Source organism: Amycolatopsis sp. CFH S0740 (assembly GCF_004522315.1).
GTDB classification, from domain to species: domain Bacteria; phylum Actinomycetota; class Actinomycetes; order Mycobacteriales; family Pseudonocardiaceae; genus Amycolatopsis; species Amycolatopsis nivea.
This window is the reverse complement of record NZ_SDLS01000003.1, coordinates 305,635-323,254: the sequence shown is the minus strand read 5'-3', so window position 1 is coordinate 323,254 and position 17,620 is coordinate 305,635. Positions and strand designations below refer to the sequence as shown.

Genomic DNA, 17,620 nt, shown 5'->3' with positions numbered 1-17,620 from the left:
TCAGCGGTCGGCCGAGGCGGAGGCGGTCGGCATCGGCGGTCCGCTCGGCGCGGGCGGGACGGTCGGCGCCGGCGGGGCGAGGCCGATGTCCAGGTCCATCCGCTCGCGCTCCTTGCCGCCGAGGGTGAACGGCGAGGTGCAGCCGGTCGCCGGATCGACGGCCGAGTCCAGACCCGGTGCGCCCGCGCCGCGCTGGGTGACGGTGAGCCCGTCGGGCAGTTTCGAGATGTCGAAGCACACCTGGTAGGTGCCGTCCTTGCGCTGATCGAACAGGTAACTGCCGTCGGCGTTCGTGCGCGCGGTGGCGACGGTGCCGCCCGCGCCGTCCTTGAGCGTGACCGGCAGCTCCGGGAAGCCGGGTTCGTCCTCGTCCTGCGTGCCGTTGCGGTTCAGGTCTTTCCACGCGCGGTCGCCGATCTTGCCGACCGCGGGCTGCGGCGTGACGGTGACCGTCGCGGTGGCCTTCTGCTCGGCGAGCGGGCCGCCCGGACCGGTGCCGGTGACCTTCGCGGTGTTGACGTGCCCGTTGTCGTCCTCGGTGAGGTTCGGGTGGTCACAGGTGAGTTCCCGCGACGCGTTGGCGGCGAGGTCGAACGCGCCGGGGAGACCGGAGCACCACGGGTCCTTCACGAGCAATCCGGTGAGCGGCTGGGACCCGGTGTTGGAGACGGAAATGCGGAAGTGCGCGGCGTCGCCGGCCGGGATGGCAGCCGACGGGCCCCACGTTCCGTCCGCCGGATTCCGCACCTCCATCTTCACCGCGAACGCGGCGAGGGCCACGTGCACGCAGTCCCACAGCACCCAGTTGTGGTTGGTGCTGGCGAAAAACGAGACCGCCGCGGTGTCGTCCGGCGCGGTGAACGGCGGCAACTGCTGTTGCGCGAGCCTGCCGTCGGACGCGACGTCGTGCGTGACCGCGAGCGGTTTTTCCGCCAGTACGCGCCCAGTGCGGTCCGCGAAGCGCAGCCCGGTGGTCGCGCTCGCGCGCGAACCGAGGCCGGATTGCGCCGTCCCTGCCCACACCGACAGCGAGTATTGCCCGCCAGGCACGGCTTTCACCTGCTGGGCAGCCGAGCTGACCCGGCCGTCCGGCGTCTGGATCTGGGCGTTGACGTGCCCGTCGACCGCGTGTGCGGTGCTGGTGACGAGCTTCGGCACCCGGTCCGGCGGGGTGCTGCGCGGAACCGGCGCGGCGGGGCTGAACAAATACCCGCTCGGCGCTCCGCCGGGCGAACCGGCGTCCTCCACGCTCGGGTTGGCCGCGATGCCGCCGCACTCCGGGGCCCCCTCGGCGGGAGCCGACCCGGGAGTGACGACGGCGAGCGCGCCGACCAGCATCGCAGTGCCCGCCGCCGCGCCCGCCGTGCGTCCGATCGCGACTTTCCTTGCCCGCCTCACGCGGTGAAGCTAGACCCAGCAAGCCCGATCGGCGGTAAGAAACACCCCAAAGTGTTACCGGCGCCCGATCCGACCCGGCAATCCGAAGGAGCCCTTCTTCCAGACCGACACGATCGCGGGCCGCGGCTGGGAGCTTCCGCCGTCCGGCCAGTGCGAGGTCGGGTTCGCCGAACTCGGCGCGTCCTCGCCGGGGTGCTGCACCGCGACGAGCACGAGGTTCTCGGTGACGACCGGACCGCACGTCTCGGCGCCGACCGGCACGGACAGGAACTGCTTCACGTGCCCGCGCTCCGGTCCGGCCACCGGGACCGAGAAGAGGCCGTCGTTCGCGCCGAGGGTGTTGCCGTCGGTCGAGATCCACAGGTTGCCGTGCGGGTCGAAGGCCACGTTGTCGGGGCACGAGATCGGGCTGACCTGGTCCTTCGGGAAACCGCCGAAGTAGGTGTCGGCCGTGGCCGGGTCGCCGCAGACGAGCAGCAGCCGCCAGGAGAACCGGGTCGCGGCCGAGTCGCCGCGGTCCTCGTCCCATTCCAGGACGTGCCCGTTTTTGTTGCGGGTGCGCGGGTTCGCCTCGTCCGGACCCGCCTTGCCCGCCGCGCCGCGGTCGGAGTTGTTGGTGAGCGCGGCGTAGATCCGGCCGTTGACCGGGTTCGGCTCGATGTCCTCCGGACGGTCCATTTTGGTCGCCCCGGCGCGGTCGGCGGCCTGGCGGGTGAACACGTAGACCTCCTCCGCGGTGAATCCGTCCACAAAGGACTTGTCGCCGCTGGCAAGGGGGATCCACTCGCCGGTGCCGTCGAACTCGCCGTCGGCGGGCAGCTTGCCGGAACCGTCGATCTCGCCGGGGCTGTCGCCGGAGAACTTCGCGACGTACAGGGTTCCGTCGTCCAGCAGCGCCGAGTTGTGCCGCCGGGCGAGCGCGGAATGCCCCTTCTTGTACTTGCCCTTCGAGACGAACTTGTAGATGTACTCGAACCGCTCGTCGTCGCCGGAGTACACCGCGACCCGGCCGTCCGCGGTGATCTTGACGTTCGCCGCCTCGTGCTTGAACCGGCCGAGCGCGGTGTGCTTGACCGGCGTGGAATGCGGGTCGTTCGGGTCGATTTCCACGACCCAGCCGAACCGGTTGGGCTCGTTGGGCTCGCGCGAAACGTCCCAGCGCTGGTCGAAGCGCTCCCACTTGCGCGTGCTCTCGCCGGTGCCGATCGCGTACCGCTTGAGCCGCGCGGCCTGCGCCGGGTCGGACACCTTGTCCGCGTGCGCGAAGTACTGGTGGAAGTTCTCCTCGCCGGACAGCACGGTGCCCCACGGCGTGACGCCGCCGGAGCAGTTGTTCTGCGTGCCGCGCACGCGCTTGCCGGACGGGTCGGCCGACGTCTTGAGGTACTTCGAACCGGCCGCCGGACCGCGCACCTCGAAAATCGTGTCGAGCGTGATCCGCCGGTTGAGCGGGCTCGGAACGGTGCGCAGCGCGCCGCCGATCGGGTCGCGCAGGGTCTGCAGCACCGACAGTCCGTGCGCCGCCCAGGCGATCTTCACCTGCTCCTCGGTGGGGTTGGCCGGGTCGTACTGATCGGCCGGGAAGAGGTGCACCTCGGTGGTGTACTCGTGGTTGACCACGAGCAGATTGCGCAGGCCGAGCGGGTCCTGCGGAATCAAGCCGACGAAGTCGTTGTTGTAGCCGAACTGCTTGGCTTGCGCGGCCGCGGTCTGCTTGCGGAAATCGAACTTCGGCGCGCCGGGGACCACCGGGTCGCCCCAGCGGATCACCACGTGCTGGGCGTACCCGTCGGGGATGCTGACGGCGTCGAGCTTGTTCGGCGGCACCGGCGTGAAGTCGGTGCCGGGCACGGTGCGGCCCTTCGCCAGCGGTGCCGGGGCCTGGGCCGGCGTGGCCGCGGCGGCGGTGCCGGACAGCGCGGCGAACCCGCCCGCGGCCGCGGCCATCACCGCGCCGGCCTTGAACACGCCGCGCCGCGAGACGCCCTTGGCGATGTCGCCGAAGTATTCGTTGCCGGTCGGGTTCGGGGCCTCGTGCGCGCACGCGTTGCCGCAGCGGTATTCGCAGGTGATCGGTGACCGGCCGCCGGAATGCGCGGTGAACAAGGGCAGCAGTCGTCCAGGCTCCAGGGACACGGGGCCTCCAGGGTCGCTTCTCGGTGGGAACCCGGCGACCGTATGCGGCGAAAACCCCCTGAATCAGACTAAAAGGTTAACGGCGGATGTATTCGCGCAAAGACGGCGATCGCCCCCGAACAGACAGTCCGGGGGCGATCGCCGAGTGTCGCGAAACGGCTCAGAACTCCTCGTCGCCGACGAGCGCGGCCTCCTTCGGCACGGTGTGCGGGTCGGCCTTCTTCTCGCGCTGCGAAAGCAGCACGGCGGCGATCACGCAGAGCACGGCGGCGACCAGGAACGGACCCTGCTCCCAGCCCATCCACTCGGCGACGTGCCCGACGAGCGTCGCCGCGATCGCGCCGCCGAACCAGCGGCAGAAGTTGTACCCGGCGCTCGCGACCGGCCGCGGCGCGTCGCTGATCGACATCGCGGTCCCGGTGAAGAGCGTGTTCAGCAGCCCGGAAACCAGCCCGGACACGATGATCCCGACGACCACCACCGGCTTGCTCGGGATGGCGAGCACCAGCATCAGCACCGTGTACCCGGTCACCGCCAGCGCGGCCGCGTGCCGTTCGCCGAAGCGGGCGGCCATCTTCGGCGCGAGCACCACGCCGGCGATCGCCACGCACAGGCCCCAGCCGCAGAAGATCAGGCCGACCGCGATCGCGTTCCAGCCGAGCACGAACGGGGACCAGGCGAGCACCGCGAAGAAGGCGGCGGTGTAGAGCGCCGAGGCGATCGACGTCCGCAGCAGACCGGGGTGCTTGAGCGCGCGGATCGGGTCGAGCAGCTTGATCGGTTCGCGTTTCTCGTGCGAGTCGCTCTTCAGGAAGATCGAGCACAGCACCAGCGCGGCGATCATCAGCACTGCGGTGCCGAGGAACGGACCGCGCCACGAGATCGTGCCCAGCAGCGCGCCGAGCAGCGGGCCGACCGCGAGACCGACGCCGAGCGCGGCCTCGTAAAGCAGGATCGCGCCGGACTGGCCGCCGGTCGCCGCGCCGACGATCACCGACAGCGCGGTGGCGATGAAGAAAGCGTTGCCCAGCCCCCACACCGCACGCAGGCCGACGAGCTGTTCGATCGAACCCGCCGCGGCGCACAGCGCGGTCGCGGCGACGATCAGGGTCAGCCCGACCAGCACGGTCCGCTTGGCCCCGAACCGGGCGGACATCGCGCCAGTGAAGAGCATCGCGATCACCTGCACGCCGAGATACGACGTGAACAGCAGCGTGACCTGGGACGGCGAAGCGTTCAGCCCCTTGGCGATGGACAGCAGGATCGGGTCGACGAGGCCGATGCCCATGAACGCGATGACCGCGGCGAACGCGGTGATCCACACCTGTTTGGGCTGGCCCTTGACCGCGTCCAGCAGGCTCGAGTGGTGCTCAGCGCTCATCGCGGATCAGTTCCTCCTTCAGACATAACAGCGAGTTCCGCGGCGGGGTCGTCACGGTGGAAGTCGGCGATCAGCTTGGTGAGCGCGGGGAGCGCGGCGTCGATGGCGGCGCGCTCGTCCGGGTCGAGCCGGTCGAGCCGCGCCCGCAGCTCCGCCTCCCGGCCCGCGATCATCTCGGCGTAGAACCGCTCGCCTTCCGGGGTGGCTTCCACGAGCACGGCGCGCCCGTCGTCGGGATCGGGACGGCGGGTCACCATGCCGAGCCGTTCGAGCCTGCGCACGACGTCGGTCATCGACGGCATCCGCACGCGCTCGAGGCTCGAGAGCCTGCTCATCCGGCTCGGCCCCCGGCCGACCAGCTCCGACAGCACCGACCCCTGAGTCAGGGTCAGCAGCTGCGCGGATTCGCGGCGCACCAGGTAGTACAGCCGGAACACCACCGGCCGCAGCCGGTGCGCCAGATCGCCCATCGAGGAAGTCACTTAGCCACGCTAACAAAAATTAGTTAGCGTGGCGAAGTAATTCGGCTCACAAGGTGGTCCAGTCCAGGACCCTTAGGCTGGACCAGTGGATGCGGTGATCTTCGACCTCGACGGCGTACTGGTGGACTCCGAGACGACGTGGGACGAGGTGCGCCGCGCGGTAGTCGCCGAGCACGGCGGGACCTGGCGGCCCGAGGCGACCCGCGCCCAGCAGGGGATGAGCACGCCGGAATGGGCGAACTACCTGGTGGAAACGCTGGGCGCGCGGCTCACCCCGGACGAAATCGCGCGCACGGTGATCGACGAGATGGCCGCCCGCTACGCCGACCGGCCGCCGGTGATCGACGGCGCGGACCAGGTCGTGCGCGAGATCTCCCGGCACTGGCCGGTCGCGATCGCCAGCTCGTCGCCGCCGGTGCTGATCCACTCGTTCCTGACCGCGTGCGACCTGACGTCGCTGGTCCCGGTCGCGGTGTCGAGCGAGGAAGTGGCCGCGGGCAAGCCGGCGCCGGACGTCTACCTGCGCGCGGCGATGCTGCTGAACGTCGAAGCGTCCCGCTGCGCCGCGGTCGAGGACTCGACCAACGGCCTGCGCGCGGCGTTCGCGGCGGACATGAAGGTGTTCGCGGTGCCGAACCCGCATTTCCCGCCGGACCCGGAGGCACTGCGGGACGCCACGGTGCTGCCGAATCTGGCCGCGCTGCCCGCCGCGCTCCGTGAGTGACGCAGCCCACAGCGGCAAATAACCCCAAATCGGTCGCAGCCGGTATCCGCCCGGTCGCGCAGTGCCATCCTGAACGCCTGCCAACAAGATCGGCACAAGGGGTGGACATGGCTGCACCGGACCAGGATTGGGACATCGTCAGCAGCGTCGGACTGACCGCGCTCGGGGTCGCGGCGGGCCGGGCGATCGCGACGGTGTCCCCGGATCCGCTGATCGAAGACCCGTATGCGGCGGAGTTCGTCCGCGCCGCGAATCCGCCGCGGCCGATGCCGGTCGAACCGGTCGACGACGCTCTCTGGACGGCGATGGCCGCGTACCTCGCGGTGCGGTCCCGGTTCTTCGACGAGGTGGTCACCGGCACGGACGCACCGCAGGTCGTGATCCTCGCGGCCGGGCTCGACGCCCGCGCCTACCGGCTGGACCTGTCCGGCCGCGACGTCTTCGAGGTGGACCAGCCGCGAGTGCTCGCGTTCAAACAGGACGTCCTGGACGGACTCGGCGCGGCCCCGCGCTGCCGTCGCCACGCGATCGGAGCCGACCTGCGCGAGGACTGGCCCGCCGCCTTGGAAAACGCCGGATTCGACCGCGGCCGCCCCGCGGTGTGGATCGCCGAGGGATTGCTGCCGTACCTGCCCCCGCGGGCGGAGGAGCTGCTGTTCGACCTCGTGCACGCTCGCAGCGCGCCGGGCAGCCGGATCGGCATCGAGCACATCCCCGACCTCGGCAGCACCGACATCCTCGACACCATCCGGTCGTCGGACGCGGGAGCGCGGCTGGGCCTCGACGTGAACGACGTGCTTTCGACCGAACCGCGCCGCAACCCGGTCGAATGGCTCGTCCGGCAAGGCTGGCAGACGACCGTCGACCGCGCGGGCGATCTCGCCGCCAGTTACGGCAGACACCTGCCCGACCCGCTCGGCGACGCCATGACCAAAACCGAACTGGTCACCGCCGACCTGCCCTAAACGCCGTGAAGGACTCCCTGCAGGCGTTCCCGCAAGGAGTCCTTCACGGACGGTCAGGCTGGGATCAGCGCTCGACTTCACCGCGGATGAAGGCGTCGACCGCGTCGCGGGCGGTCGAGTCGTCGTACTGCTCCGGCGGCGACTTCATGAAGTAGGACGAGGCGGACAGGATCGGGCCGCCGATGCCGCGGTCCTTGGCGATCTTCGCCGCGCGCACCGCGTCGATGATGATGCCCGCCGAGTTGGGGGAGTCCCACACCTCGAGCTTGTACTCCAGGTTCAGCGGCACGTCGCCGAACGCGCGGCCCTCGAGGCGGACGTAGGCCCACTTGCGGTCGTCGAGCCACTGCACGTAGTCCGACGGTCCGATGTGGACATTGCCCTTGCCGAGCTCGCGGTCCACCTGCGACGTGACCGACTGGGTCTTCGAGATCTTCTTCGACTCGAGCCGCTCGAGCTCCTTCATGTTCAGGAAGTCCATGTTCCCGCCCACGTTGAGCTGCATCGTGCGGTCGAGCTGCACGCCGCGGTCCTCGAACAGCTTCGCCAGCACGCGGTGCGTGATGGTGGCGCCGACCTGGGACTTGATGTCGTCGCCGACGATCGGGACGCCCGCGTCCTCGAACTTCTTCGCCCACTCCGGGTCGGAGGCGATGAACACCGGCAGCGCGTTGACGAACGCGACGTTCGCGTCGATCGCGGCCTGCGCGTAGAACTTGTCGGCCTCTTCGGACCCGACGGGAAGGTAGGAGACGAGCACGTCGACCTGCGCGTCGCGCAGCGCGGCGACCATGTCGACCGGAGCCTCGTCGGACTCCTCGATGGTCTCGCGGTAGAAGCGGCCGAGGCCGTCGAAGGTGTGCCCGCGCTGGACGGTGACGCCGAGCGGCGGCACGTCGGCGATCTTGATCGTGTTGTTCTCGCTGGCGGAGATAGCCTCCGAGAGGTCCCGGCCGACCTTCTTCGCGTCGACGTCGAACGCGGCGACGAACTCGATGTCGCGCACGTGGTAGTCGCCGAACTGGACGTGCATCAAACCGGGGACGCGCGCACCGGGATCCGCGTCGCGGTAGTACTGCACACCCTGGACCAGCGACGAGGCGCAGTTGCCGACGCCCACGATGGCCACCCGAACGCGGCGGTTCTCGCCCATGCCGGTTTCTCCTTCAATCTCATTCACTTGCATCTGCAGGTCTGCCGCCCCGTTGCGGCCCGCCGCTCAACTCGGTCCCGGCTGCTCCGGGCCGCGCTGCTCGGCTTGTTCGTGCGCGATCAGCTCGTTGAGCCAGCGCACCTCCCGCTCGCTCGACTCCAGCCCCAGCCGGTGCAGCTCGCGGGTGTAGCGGTCGATCTTCTCCTCGGCCCTGGCCAGCGCGTCCCGCAAGCCTTCGCGCCGCTCCTCGACGCGGCGGCGGCGGCCTTCCAGGATTCGCATCCTGACGTCGGCCGGTGTCCGCGAGAAGAACGCCAGGTGGACGCCGAATCCCTCGTCGTCCCACGTCTGCGGTCCCGCGTCGCCGAGCAGTTCGGCGAAGCGTTCCTTGCCCTCGGCGGTGAGCTTGTAGACGCGGCGGCCGCGCCGGGACCACGCCCGGTCGTCCGCCTCGTCGAACTCCTCGACGAGGTAACCGGCCCGCAGCAGCCGGCGCAAGGTCGGATACAGCGAGCCGTACGAGAACGTCCGGAACATCCCGAGCGTCTCGTGCAAACGTTTGCGCAGCACGTACCCGTGCATGGGCGCCTCGTGCAGCAATCCGAGGATCGCGAGTTCGAGCACACCACACCCCATTCCGGGAATACGCCGCGGCCAGCCTCGTTGATCACCGGGACCGGCTCAGCCAACCTACTCGCCGATTATATCGCGCCGATACATCGAAGTGGCGGAAGTAACCCGCGACCAGCATCCGCCCGCCGATCCGTGACCAGAGCGTTATCTAACTTTCGGCGTGTCCGAACGGTCGCCCAGGGTGCGGGAAAGCAGGGGGCACCGCGGACACAGCAAGAGCCCGTACTCTGTCCTCGTGCGAAACCAGCGGCAGGTTGTGGATTACGCCTTGCAGCGCCGTGCGCTGCTGGCCGGCGTCCGCTCCGGGCGCGTCGGAGACCACGAGGTCTGCGACGCGAGCCCGTACCTGCTCCGCGCGGCGAAATTCCACGGCAGACCCGAGGACCGGGCCTGTCCGATGTGCCGCCGGGCTCCGCTGCACCTCGTCTCCTGGGTGTACGGCGACGAGTTGAAGCACGTCTCGGGATCGGCACGCACCCCCGCCGAACTCGCCCGGATGTCGGGGATTTTCGGGGAGTTCACCGTCTATGACGTAGAGGTGTGCCGGACGTGCCATTGGAACCATCTGGTCCTGTCCTATGTCCTCGGCACGGGAGAGCCCCAGCCGACCCGGCCGCGAAGGACTGCCGGGCAGTGACGAGTACCACAACCGCTGCAGAACGCGGGGCGGCGCCAGTGCAGACAGTGCTGCCTTCGGAGGCCCATTCGTGAACGACGACCGCAACCGCTCCTGGCCGAGCCAGGAGCCAGATGCACCTCGCCGTGCCCGGCGACCGCAGGAGGACCCCGGTCCCGCCTGGCCAGCCGACGACGCGCCCCGGCGCCCCGCACCGCCCCGCCGTCCTCCCGCGGGCGGCCCCCGCCCGCCGCGCGCCCCGCGAGCCGAAGCCGGTCCCGAATGGCCGAGCGGCGACGAAGGCGGTCCGCAGTGGCCCGCCGACGAACCGCGCCGCCCGCAGCGCCCGCCGCAGAACCGCGCGCCGCAAGGCCGTCCGCCCCAGGGCCCCGGCCCGCAGGACCGCGGTTCGGGCACCCGTGCGTCGCAGATCCTCGACGGACAGGGCGCGCCGCCGCCGCGTCGCCAGCCTCCTCGCGGACGCCCCGGTCCCGGCGGCGGCCCGAACGGCGGTCCCAACGGGAACGCCACCCAGGGCTTCCGGCAGCCGCCGCCCGGCGGACGGCCGCCCCAAGGCCGCCGGGTCCCGCCGCCGCCTCCGCCGTCCTATCCGGAAGCGGAGCGCGAACCGGACCTGATCACGCACGCCGCGCACAACGGCTACGCCCCCTACGACGACCGGTACGACGACGACCGCTACGACCCGTACGACGAGGAAACCCGCCTCGCGCAGTACTCGGACGACGCGGACTTCGAGGACGACCCGGAAGGCGAGGAGGACGGCAAGAAGTCCAAGATCCCGCTCTCGCCGATGCAGCGCCGCAAACGCCGGTGGAAGATCGTCCGGCGCGTGCTGTACGCGATGTTCGGCCTGTTCGTCGTAGTGCCCGCGATCGCGTTCGTGATCACCTATTTCACCGTCGACGTGCCCTCCCCGCAGGAAGTGCTCGCGAAGCAGAGCCAGCCGATCACCTTCTATTACGCCGACAAATCGGTGATGGGCCGGGTAGTCCCGGAGGGCGGCGACCGCGAGCTGCTGCAGCCCAACCAGGTGCCCGAGGTCGTCAAGCACGCCGTGTACGCGGCGGAGGACGCGACCTTCGAGACCAACTCCGGCTTCAACGTGATGGCGATCCTGCGATCGGTCTTCAACCAGGCGACCGGCGGCACCGGCGGCGGTTCGACCATTTCGCAGCAGTACATCAAGCAGGCGACCAAGAACGACGCCCCGACGCTGACGCGTAAGTGGACCGAGCTGGCGAAGTCGTTCAAGCTCAACAACGAGACGTCCAAATCGGACATCATCACCGGCTACCTGAACATCGTCTTCTTCGGCCGCGGCTCGAACGGCATCGCCGCCGCGTCGAAGGCGTACTTCGGCAAGGACGTCAGCCAGCTCAACGCTTCCGAGGCGGCGCTGCTCGCCGGGATGATCCAGGGCCCGAGCCGCGACCGCGACACCGCGTACGTCCAGAAGCGGTGGAGCTACGTGATGGACCAGATGGTGGCCAACCACTGGCTCTCGCCCGCCGACCGCAAGGCCGCGCAGCTTCCCACGATGATCCCGCGCGATTCGCAGAAAAAGGAGAACGCGGGGACGCTGGACTACTTCATCCGGCAGCGCATCGTGCAGGAGCTGGAAGCCAAGGGCTACGACGAGGACAAGCTGTACTCCACCGGCGCGAAGATCTACACCACAATCGACCCGAACGCGCAGAAGATCGCGGTGCAGTCCGTCCAGGACAACATGGAGGGCCAGACCGACGAGAACCTCCGGGGAGCGCTGGTCGCCGTCGACCCGAGAACCGGGGGCGTGCTCGCCTATTACGGCGGGCCGACCACGGTGAAGAACGACGCGGGCAAGGACGTGCTCGCCACCGACTGGGCGAACACCCCGCAGAACCCCGGCTCGTCGATGAAGGCCTACGACCTCACTGCCTGGCTCAAAATGGGCAAGGGGCTCGGCGAAACCTTCGACGGCACCAACAACCGCGAACTCGGCGGGCGCGTGGTCCGCAACGCGGGCGAAAGCGCCAGCTGCGGTCCGCAGTGCACGGTCAAGAAGGCCATGGAGGTCTCGGCGAACACCGTGTTCTACGACATGGTGCTGAACTGGACGAAACCGGCCAGGGTCGCGGAAGCCGCGAAGGAGGCGGGTGTGATTCCCGCCCCCAAGGGCAAGGCCAAGCTCGGCACGAGCGACGCCAACATCGCCCTCGGCGGTGGTGCCACCGCGGTCACCCCGGAGGACATGGCCGCCGGCTACTCGTCGTTCGCCTCCGGCGGCCAGCGCCGTGACCAGCACTTCGTCGCGAAGCTCACCAACTCCCAGGACGAGGTCATCTTCGACGACACCAACGGGCAGGGAAAGCCCGCGTTCGACGACAGCGCGGACAAGAGCAAGCAGATCGCGGGCAACGTGACCGACGCGCTCATCCCGGTCATCGCCGAATCGCACCTCAAGTGCCCGAGCGGCCACGAGTGCGCGGGCAAGACCGGCACCCAGCAGTACGACCCGAAGGACAGCGACCCGAGTTCGTACAAGGACCGCAACGCCCAGACCTGGATGGTCGGGTACACGCCGTCGGTGTCGGCCGCGGTCTGGGTCGGCGGCGACGGCAACAAGCCGCTGCACGACAAGAACGGCAAGCCGATCTACGGCAAGACGATCGCGGGTCCGAGCTGGCAGGACTTCATGACGAACTATCTGAAGGACAAGCCGGGCGAGAAGTTCGACAAGGTGCAGCCGATCGGCAAGGACGCGGACGAGGTCGTCACCTCGAGCAAGGCGCCCCCGCCGCCGCGCGAGACGTCCAGCGAGCAGGCGCCGCCGCCGTCCACGACGTCCTCGTCGTCGGCACCGCCGACCAGCTCGTCGCATCCGCCGTCCTCGACGACGACCAGCCCGACCCGGCCGGGCGGCATCTTCGGCGGCGGCACCGAAGGCGGCAACCCCGGAGCCGGCGGCGGTCCCGTGGTGAACGGCGAACCGCCGCGGCGCACCGGCTGACCCGCGCCCGAACCCCGACTGTGCCGATCGTTACTAGTCCGGTCAGCCACGGCCGAATGACTTCGCTGCAACGGTTACGTGCCGCTGCGGGGTCGGCCTACTTTTGGTCGGATTAGTAAAAGAGGCTCCTCTCCACCGCGGAGAGGAGCCTCTTTTTGCCGGTACCGCCCGGCTGGGGGTGCGGTAGGTTCACCGACGGTCTCCTCCCCCGCGAAGGGGATCGGCCAGGAGAGTGAACCTCGACCGGGGTTGCCGCGTCTGGTCATCAGAGGGCCTTCTGCGTCCGCAGGCTGCCCGTGTCCGAGAAGAGGATCCGCAGTGAACGACGACCGCAGCCGCTCCTGGCCCGACCGGGATCCCGACCCGCGGCGTCAACCACCTCCGTCCCAGCCCGGACCGCCGCCGTGGGCGCGCGGCCCGCAGCGTCCCGCCGCCGGCCCGACCGGCCCGGCGGGTTCACCGCCGCCGCCCGGCCGCCGTCCGCCGCCTCCCGGCCGCCGCCCGGTTCCGCCGCCGCAGCGCGAGCCGGAGCTGATGACCCATCGGATGATCGAGGACGATTACCGCGATCCGGGCTACCGCAACGACGGCTACCGGGACGCGGAGTACCGCGACGAGGGTCCGCTCGACCCGGACGACGGGTATCCGGCGGAAGACCTGGACAAGAAGGGCCGCACGCCCGCGCAGCGCAAAAAGAGACGCTGGAAGATCATCCGGCGCTGTGCGTACGCGTTCGTCGGCATCTTCATCGTGATCCCGGCGATCGCCTTCGTGATCACCTACTTCATGGTCGACGTGCCCTCGCCGCAGAGCATCGCGCAGGGCCAGAACCAGGCCGTCACCTACCTCTACGCCGATGGCAGCCCGATGGGCAAGGACGTGCCCTCCGGCGGCAACCGGCAGATCCTCACCCCGGCGCAGATCCCGGACGTGGTGAAGCACGCGGTGATCGCGACCGAGGACTCGACGTTCGAGACCAACTCCGGCTTCGACGTCACCGGTCTGCTCCGCGCGGCGTTCAACCAGCTCACCGGCAAGGCGGGCGGCGGGTCCACGATCTCGCAGCAGTACATCAAGAAGGCCACCGACAACGACGCCCCGACGCTCACCCGTAAATGGACCGAGCTGGCGAAGTCCTTCAAGATGAACCAGACGTACGAGAAACAGGACATCATCACCGCGTACCTGAACATCATTTACTTCGGGCGCGGGGCGTACGGCATCGGCGCGGCGTCGCAGGCCTTCTTCCACAAGGACGTTTCCAAGCTGGACTACTCCGAGGCGGCGCTGCTCGCCGGGCTGATCCAGCAGCCGGGCCGTTCGGAGAACCCGAAGGTGGCCCAAGGCCGCTGGAACACCGCGCTCGACCGGATGCTCGAGAACAAGTACATCACCGCGCAGCAGCGGCAGTCGGCGAAGTTCCCGGACGTGATCCCGCTGGAGGAATCGAAGGACGAAACGAACGCCCCGTACCGGTTCATCCGCGACCAGGTGAAGGCCGAGCTGGCACAGCACGGCATCGACGACGACAAGTACTTCGCGGGCGGATACACGGTCCAGACCACCATCGACAAGCACGCCCAGGAGGTCGCGACCCAGGCCGCGACGGACGCGTTGAAGGACCAGTCCGACGACCGGCTGCTCGATTCGCTGGTGGCGGTCGATCCGAAGACCGGCGGGGTGCTCGCGTACTACGGCGGGCCGGGGCTGGTCGACGTGAACGGGAAGAAGCAGGCCGCTCGCGACTGGGCGAACACGCCGCAGAACCCCGGTTCGTCGATGAAGGCGTTCGACCTCACCGCCTTCCTGAAGATGGGCAAGGGCATCAACTCGACCTTCGACGGCAGCAACAACCGGGTCTTCGACGGCCGCGTCGTGCGCAACGCGGGTCCCAGCTCCAGTTGCTCCGGGCAGTGCACGGTCGCCGAGGCGATGAAACGGTCGGCGAACACGGTGTTCTACGACATGGTGCTGAACGAGACGCATCCGGGCCCGGTCGGGCAGGCCGCGCAGGAAGCGGGCGTCAAGACCAAGGACAACGGCGGCCAGTCGCTGATCTCCACCGCGGACGCCAACATCGCGCTCGGCGGCGGGAACACCCAGATCACGCCCGCGGACATGGCCAGCGCGTACGCGACGTTCGCCGCCAACGGCATCCAGCGCGACCGGCACTTCGTGCTGAAGGTGACCAACTCCCAGAAGGAGGTCGCCTACGAGGCGCAGCCGAGCGCGGGCAAGCCGGCGTTCGACAGCAGCGCGGACAAAGCCAAGCAGATCGCGGGCAACGTGACCATGGCGCTGGGTCCGGTGATCGACTTCTCGCACCTGAAGTGCCCGTCCGGCCACGAATGCGCCGGCAAGACCGGTACCCAGCAGCACACGAAGCGAGCCGGCGAACCGGCGTGGGCAGCGAACGCGAACGCGCAGACCTGGATGGTCGGCTACACGCCGTCGGTCTCGGTCGCCGCGTGGGTCGGCGCGGACGGCGACCAGGCCTTGCACGGCAAGGGGACGTCGCCGATCTACGGTTCGACGATCGCGGGTCCGATGTGGCAGAAGTTCCTCGACGGATATCTGAAGGGCAAGCCGGCGGAGAAGTTCGACCAGGTGCAGCTGATCGGCGCGCAGGCCCCGCCGCCGCAGGGGGACGAGAACGCGGGTGACGAGCATCCGCCGCAGCAGACCACCGGCAACGAACCGGAGGACCCCGGCGACGGCAACGACCACGGCGGGCCGATCACCGGCGGGCCCAGCCAGCCGCATTGGCCGAGCGGGCTCCCGCACTGGCCGTCGGGCAAGCCGTCGTCGACGCACAACCCGCCGACCGGCGGACCGTCGACCGGTGAGGATCCGCCGCAGGAGTAAGGAAAAGGCCGTGGCCGCGACGGTGGGGGGAGGCCGTCGCGGCCACGGCCGTTCGGAGGGCGGCCTCAGCCGCCGAGTGTGATCACGCGTCCTTCGGCGCCCGAGCGGTGCGCGGCTTCGATCACGCGCAAGGTCTCGACCGCGCTCGCCGGATCCACCGGGAAGCCCGCCTCGCCGCGCAGCGCGTCCCGGACCTGGGCGTAAAACGCTTCGTAGCAACCGGTTTCGGTCGGCACCGCTTCGGTGTCGTCGTTCACTCCGAGCAGGCCGGCGTCGCTTTCCGGCTCCACGCCCCAGCCGTCGTCGCCGGGGCGGAGACCGGCCTTGATCTGCGGTTCCTGGACGTCGAGGCCGTATTTCGTGAACGTCGCCTGATCGCCAAGCACGCGAAAACGCGGGTTGCGAGTGCCCGCGAGCGCGGACGACCACAGGTGCGACCGCACGCCGTTCGCGTGGTGCAGAGCCACGAACACGTCGTCGTCCACGTGGACGCCGGGGCGGCGGCGATCCACCTCCGCGTACACCTGGGCGACCGGGCCGAACAGCTGCAGCGCCTGGTCGACGATGTGCGCGCCGAGGTCGTAAAGCAGACCGCCCGCCTCGGCCGGGTCGCCGAACTCGCGCCAGTTGTCCTTGATCTTCGGCACCCAGCGGTCGTAGCGGGATTCGAAGCGGAAGACGGTGCCGAGGCGGCCGGATTCGAGCACCTTGCCAACGGTCCGGAAGTCCGAGTCCCAGCGACGGTTCTGGAAGACCGTGAGGCCGACGTTCTTGGCTTTCGCCGCGTCGACGACCTGCTGTGCTTCCGCCGCGGTCGGCGCGAACGGCTTGTCCACGACCACCGGAAGCCCGGCCTCGATCGCGCGGAGGGCGAGCGGCACGTGCGTGCGGTTCGGCGTGGTCACCACGACCAGGTCGAGATCACCCGCGCGGGCGAAAAGTTCGTCCGCGTCCGGGACCACCTCGGCGCCCGGGTAGTCGGCGCGCGCCTGGGCGGCCCGGTCCGGGTTCGCGGTCACCAGCACGGCCGGGACCAGGCCGGGGGTCGCCGCGACCAGCGGCGCGTGGAAAACCCGGCCGCCGATCCCGTATCCGAGGATGCCGACCCGCGCGTCATCAGCCATGGCCCCTATTAAACAACACTGTTGCGTAATAGGCCACCCGTCCGCGATGATCGGCCGATGGCGGAAACCGGCGTCAACCTGCGCGGGCTGCGACGCCACAACCGCGCGCTGCTGCTCGGGCACATCCTGCGCGCGGGCGGGCTGAGCCGGGTCGAACTGGCGCAGCGGTCCAGGCTGACCCAGCAGGCGGTGTCGAAAATCGTGTCCGACCTGCTTCCGGAAGGGCTGCTGGACGTCGAACGCGCGCCCGCGTCCGGGGTCGGCAAACCGCGCACGATGCTGCGGCTGCGCGCGGAAGCCCGCTGCGCACTCGGCGCGCAGCTCGACCGGGACGGCTTTCTCGTGCTGCGCACCGGCCTGACCGGCGAGGTCGAGGAAATCGTGGAGGGCCCGCTGCCAATCGGTTTCGGCCCGGAAGCCGCGGTGACCGCGATCGCGGACGGCGTCCGCAAACTGGTCACCGACGTCGATCCGGCGCGCGTGCTCGGGCTCGGCGTCGGCGCGGTGGGACCGCTCGACCACCACGCGGGCCGCGTCCGCGACGCCACCAACATGCCCGGCTGGCACGACGTTCCGCTGCGCGATCTGCTCGCCGAACGCACCGGTCTGCAGGTCACGCTGGACAAAAACACCAACTCCGCCGCCTTCGCGCACGCTTGGCCGGAGGAAACCTCGGCCGCGACCGCGGTGGTCCTGGTCGGCACCGGAATCGGGGTCGGCCTGCTGATCGACGGACGCGTCTATCGGGGCCCGCGCACCAACGCTGGTGAGTTCGGACACACCACCATCGCCTACGCCGGACCGCGCTGCGCCTGCGGACGTCGCGGCTGTGTCGAGGTCATGCACCGCGCCGCCGGAACCCCGCACGACGCCGCCCGGCTGCTCGGCATCGGGCTCGCCGACCTGGTGCAGGTGCTCGATTTGGAACGGATCGTCCTGTTCGGACGGACGGTCCGCGGCGCGCCCGAGGTCTACCGCGAAACGGTCTCGCACCAGCTGCGCGACCTGCTGCCGGTGCCGTACTGGCAGCGCATCGACGTCGAATTGAGCGACCTCGACGAGGAGGCGGTGGCCCTCGGCGCCGCTTTCGAGGTGCTTGCCGGGTTTTACGAGGATCCGAAATGACCGGCACC

General features: G+C 69.7%; 13 protein-coding genes. 6 read left to right on the top strand and 7 right to left on the bottom strand.

Going from position 1 to position 17,620, the window contains the following annotated elements:
- From EIZ45_RS07735 to EIZ45_RS07720, 4 genes are all read right to left on the bottom strand, one after another.
- Entirely contained in the window at positions 1-1,398 is a 1,398-nt protein-coding gene (locus EIZ45_RS07735) for an SdrD B-like domain-containing protein (RefSeq protein WP_134664216.1), read from the bottom strand.
- Between the two features lie 54 nt (positions 1,399-1,452).
- Positions 1,453-3,534, bottom strand: a complete 2,082-nt coding sequence (locus EIZ45_RS07730; RefSeq protein ID WP_167756372.1) for a PhoX family phosphatase — start codon at positions 3,532-3,534, stop codon at positions 1,453-1,455.
- Positions 3,535-3,694: 160 nt separating this feature from the next.
- Positions 3,695-4,915, bottom strand: coding sequence for an MFS transporter (locus EIZ45_RS07725; RefSeq protein ID WP_037809052.1), 1,221 nt, complete (start codon positions 4,913-4,915; stop codon positions 3,695-3,697).
- Positions 4,912-5,397 carry a MarR family winged helix-turn-helix transcriptional regulator gene (locus EIZ45_RS07720; RefSeq protein ID WP_037809053.1) on the bottom strand — a complete coding sequence of 162 codons (486 nt, stop codon included), beginning with the start codon at positions 5,395-5,397 and terminating at the stop codon, positions 4,912-4,914. The genes EIZ45_RS07725 and EIZ45_RS07720 overlap by 4 nt, the downstream gene beginning before the upstream one ends.
- A gap of 85 nt (positions 5,398-5,482) precedes the next feature.
- Between EIZ45_RS07720 and EIZ45_RS07715 the strand changes: the two genes are divergently transcribed.
- Entirely contained in the window at positions 5,483-6,121 is a 639-nt protein-coding gene (locus EIZ45_RS07715) for an HAD family phosphatase (RefSeq protein ID WP_134664214.1), read from the top strand.
- 107 nt (positions 6,122-6,228) lie between these two features.
- Positions 6,229-7,086: an SAM-dependent methyltransferase gene (locus EIZ45_RS07710; protein ID WP_134664212.1), complete on the top strand. Its 858-nt coding sequence runs from the start codon at positions 6,229-6,231 to the stop codon at positions 7,084-7,086.
- Positions 7,087-7,150: 64 nt separating this feature from the next.
- Here the strand turns inward: EIZ45_RS07710 and EIZ45_RS07705 are convergent, their stop codons facing one another.
- Positions 7,151-8,239 (bottom strand): inositol-3-phosphate synthase, encoded by a 1,089-nt coding sequence (locus EIZ45_RS07705; RefSeq protein WP_134664210.1) that lies wholly within the window; start codon positions 8,237-8,239, stop codon positions 7,151-7,153.
- Between the two features lie 66 nt (positions 8,240-8,305).
- Complete coding sequence (locus tag EIZ45_RS07700; RefSeq protein WP_037716279.1) at positions 8,306-8,863, bottom strand: PadR family transcriptional regulator; 558 nt, start codon at positions 8,861-8,863, stop codon at positions 8,306-8,308.
- A gap of 244 nt (positions 8,864-9,107) precedes the next feature.
- Here EIZ45_RS07700 and EIZ45_RS07695 point away from each other — a divergent pair, with 244 nt between their 5' ends.
- The 3 genes from EIZ45_RS07695 (at position 9,108) to EIZ45_RS07680 (ending at position 15,363) form a co-directional block, all read left to right on the top strand.
- Entirely contained in the window at positions 9,108-9,509 is a 402-nt protein-coding gene (locus EIZ45_RS07695) for a DUF5318 domain-containing protein (RefSeq protein WP_043831456.1), read from the top strand.
- Positions 9,510-9,579: 70 nt separating this feature from the next.
- Complete coding sequence (locus EIZ45_RS07690; protein ID WP_043831455.1) at positions 9,580-12,498, top strand: transglycosylase domain-containing protein; 2,919 nt, start codon at positions 9,580-9,582, stop codon at positions 12,496-12,498.
- 534 nt (positions 12,499-13,032) lie between these two features.
- Positions 13,033-15,363: a transglycosylase domain-containing protein gene (locus EIZ45_RS07680; RefSeq protein ID WP_205670013.1), complete on the top strand. Its 2,331-nt coding sequence runs from the start codon at positions 13,033-13,035 to the stop codon at positions 15,361-15,363.
- Positions 15,364-15,428: 65 nt separating this feature from the next.
- Here EIZ45_RS07680 and EIZ45_RS07675 read toward each other — a convergent pair whose 3' ends face one another.
- On the bottom strand, positions 15,429-16,487 hold the full coding sequence (locus EIZ45_RS07675) for a Gfo/Idh/MocA family oxidoreductase (RefSeq protein WP_134664208.1): 1,059 nt from the start codon (positions 16,485-16,487) through the stop codon (positions 15,429-15,431).
- A gap of 57 nt (positions 16,488-16,544) precedes the next feature.
- On the opposite strand from EIZ45_RS07675, the gene EIZ45_RS07670 reads away from it, so the two are divergent.
- On the top strand, positions 16,545-17,612 hold the full coding sequence (locus EIZ45_RS07670; RefSeq protein WP_134664206.1) for an ROK family transcriptional regulator: 1,068 nt from the start codon (positions 16,545-16,547) through the stop codon (positions 17,610-17,612).
- The last annotated feature ends 8 nt before the right edge of the window (positions 17,613-17,620 follow it).

Coding starts and splice junctions, on each gene's coding strand:
- EIZ45_RS07705 (WP_134664210.1), bottom strand. CDS start 8,239: ATGGGCGAGAACCGCCGCGTTCGGGTGGCCATCGTGGGCGTCGGCAAC.
- EIZ45_RS07675 (WP_134664208.1), bottom strand. CDS start 16,487: ATGGCTGATGACGCGCGGGTCGGCATCCTCGGATACGGGATCGGCGGC.
- EIZ45_RS07680 (WP_205670013.1), top strand. CDS start 13,033: ATGACCCATCGGATGATCGAGGACGATTACCGCGATCCGGGCTACCGC.
- EIZ45_RS07710 (WP_134664212.1), top strand. CDS start 6,229: ATGGCTGCACCGGACCAGGATTGGGACATCGTCAGCAGCGTCGGACTG.
- EIZ45_RS07725 (WP_037809052.1), bottom strand. CDS start 4,915: ATGAGCGCTGAGCACCACTCGAGCCTGCTGGACGCGGTCAAGGGCCAG.
- EIZ45_RS07670 (WP_134664206.1), top strand. CDS start 16,545: ATGGCGGAAACCGGCGTCAACCTGCGCGGGCTGCGACGCCACAACCGC.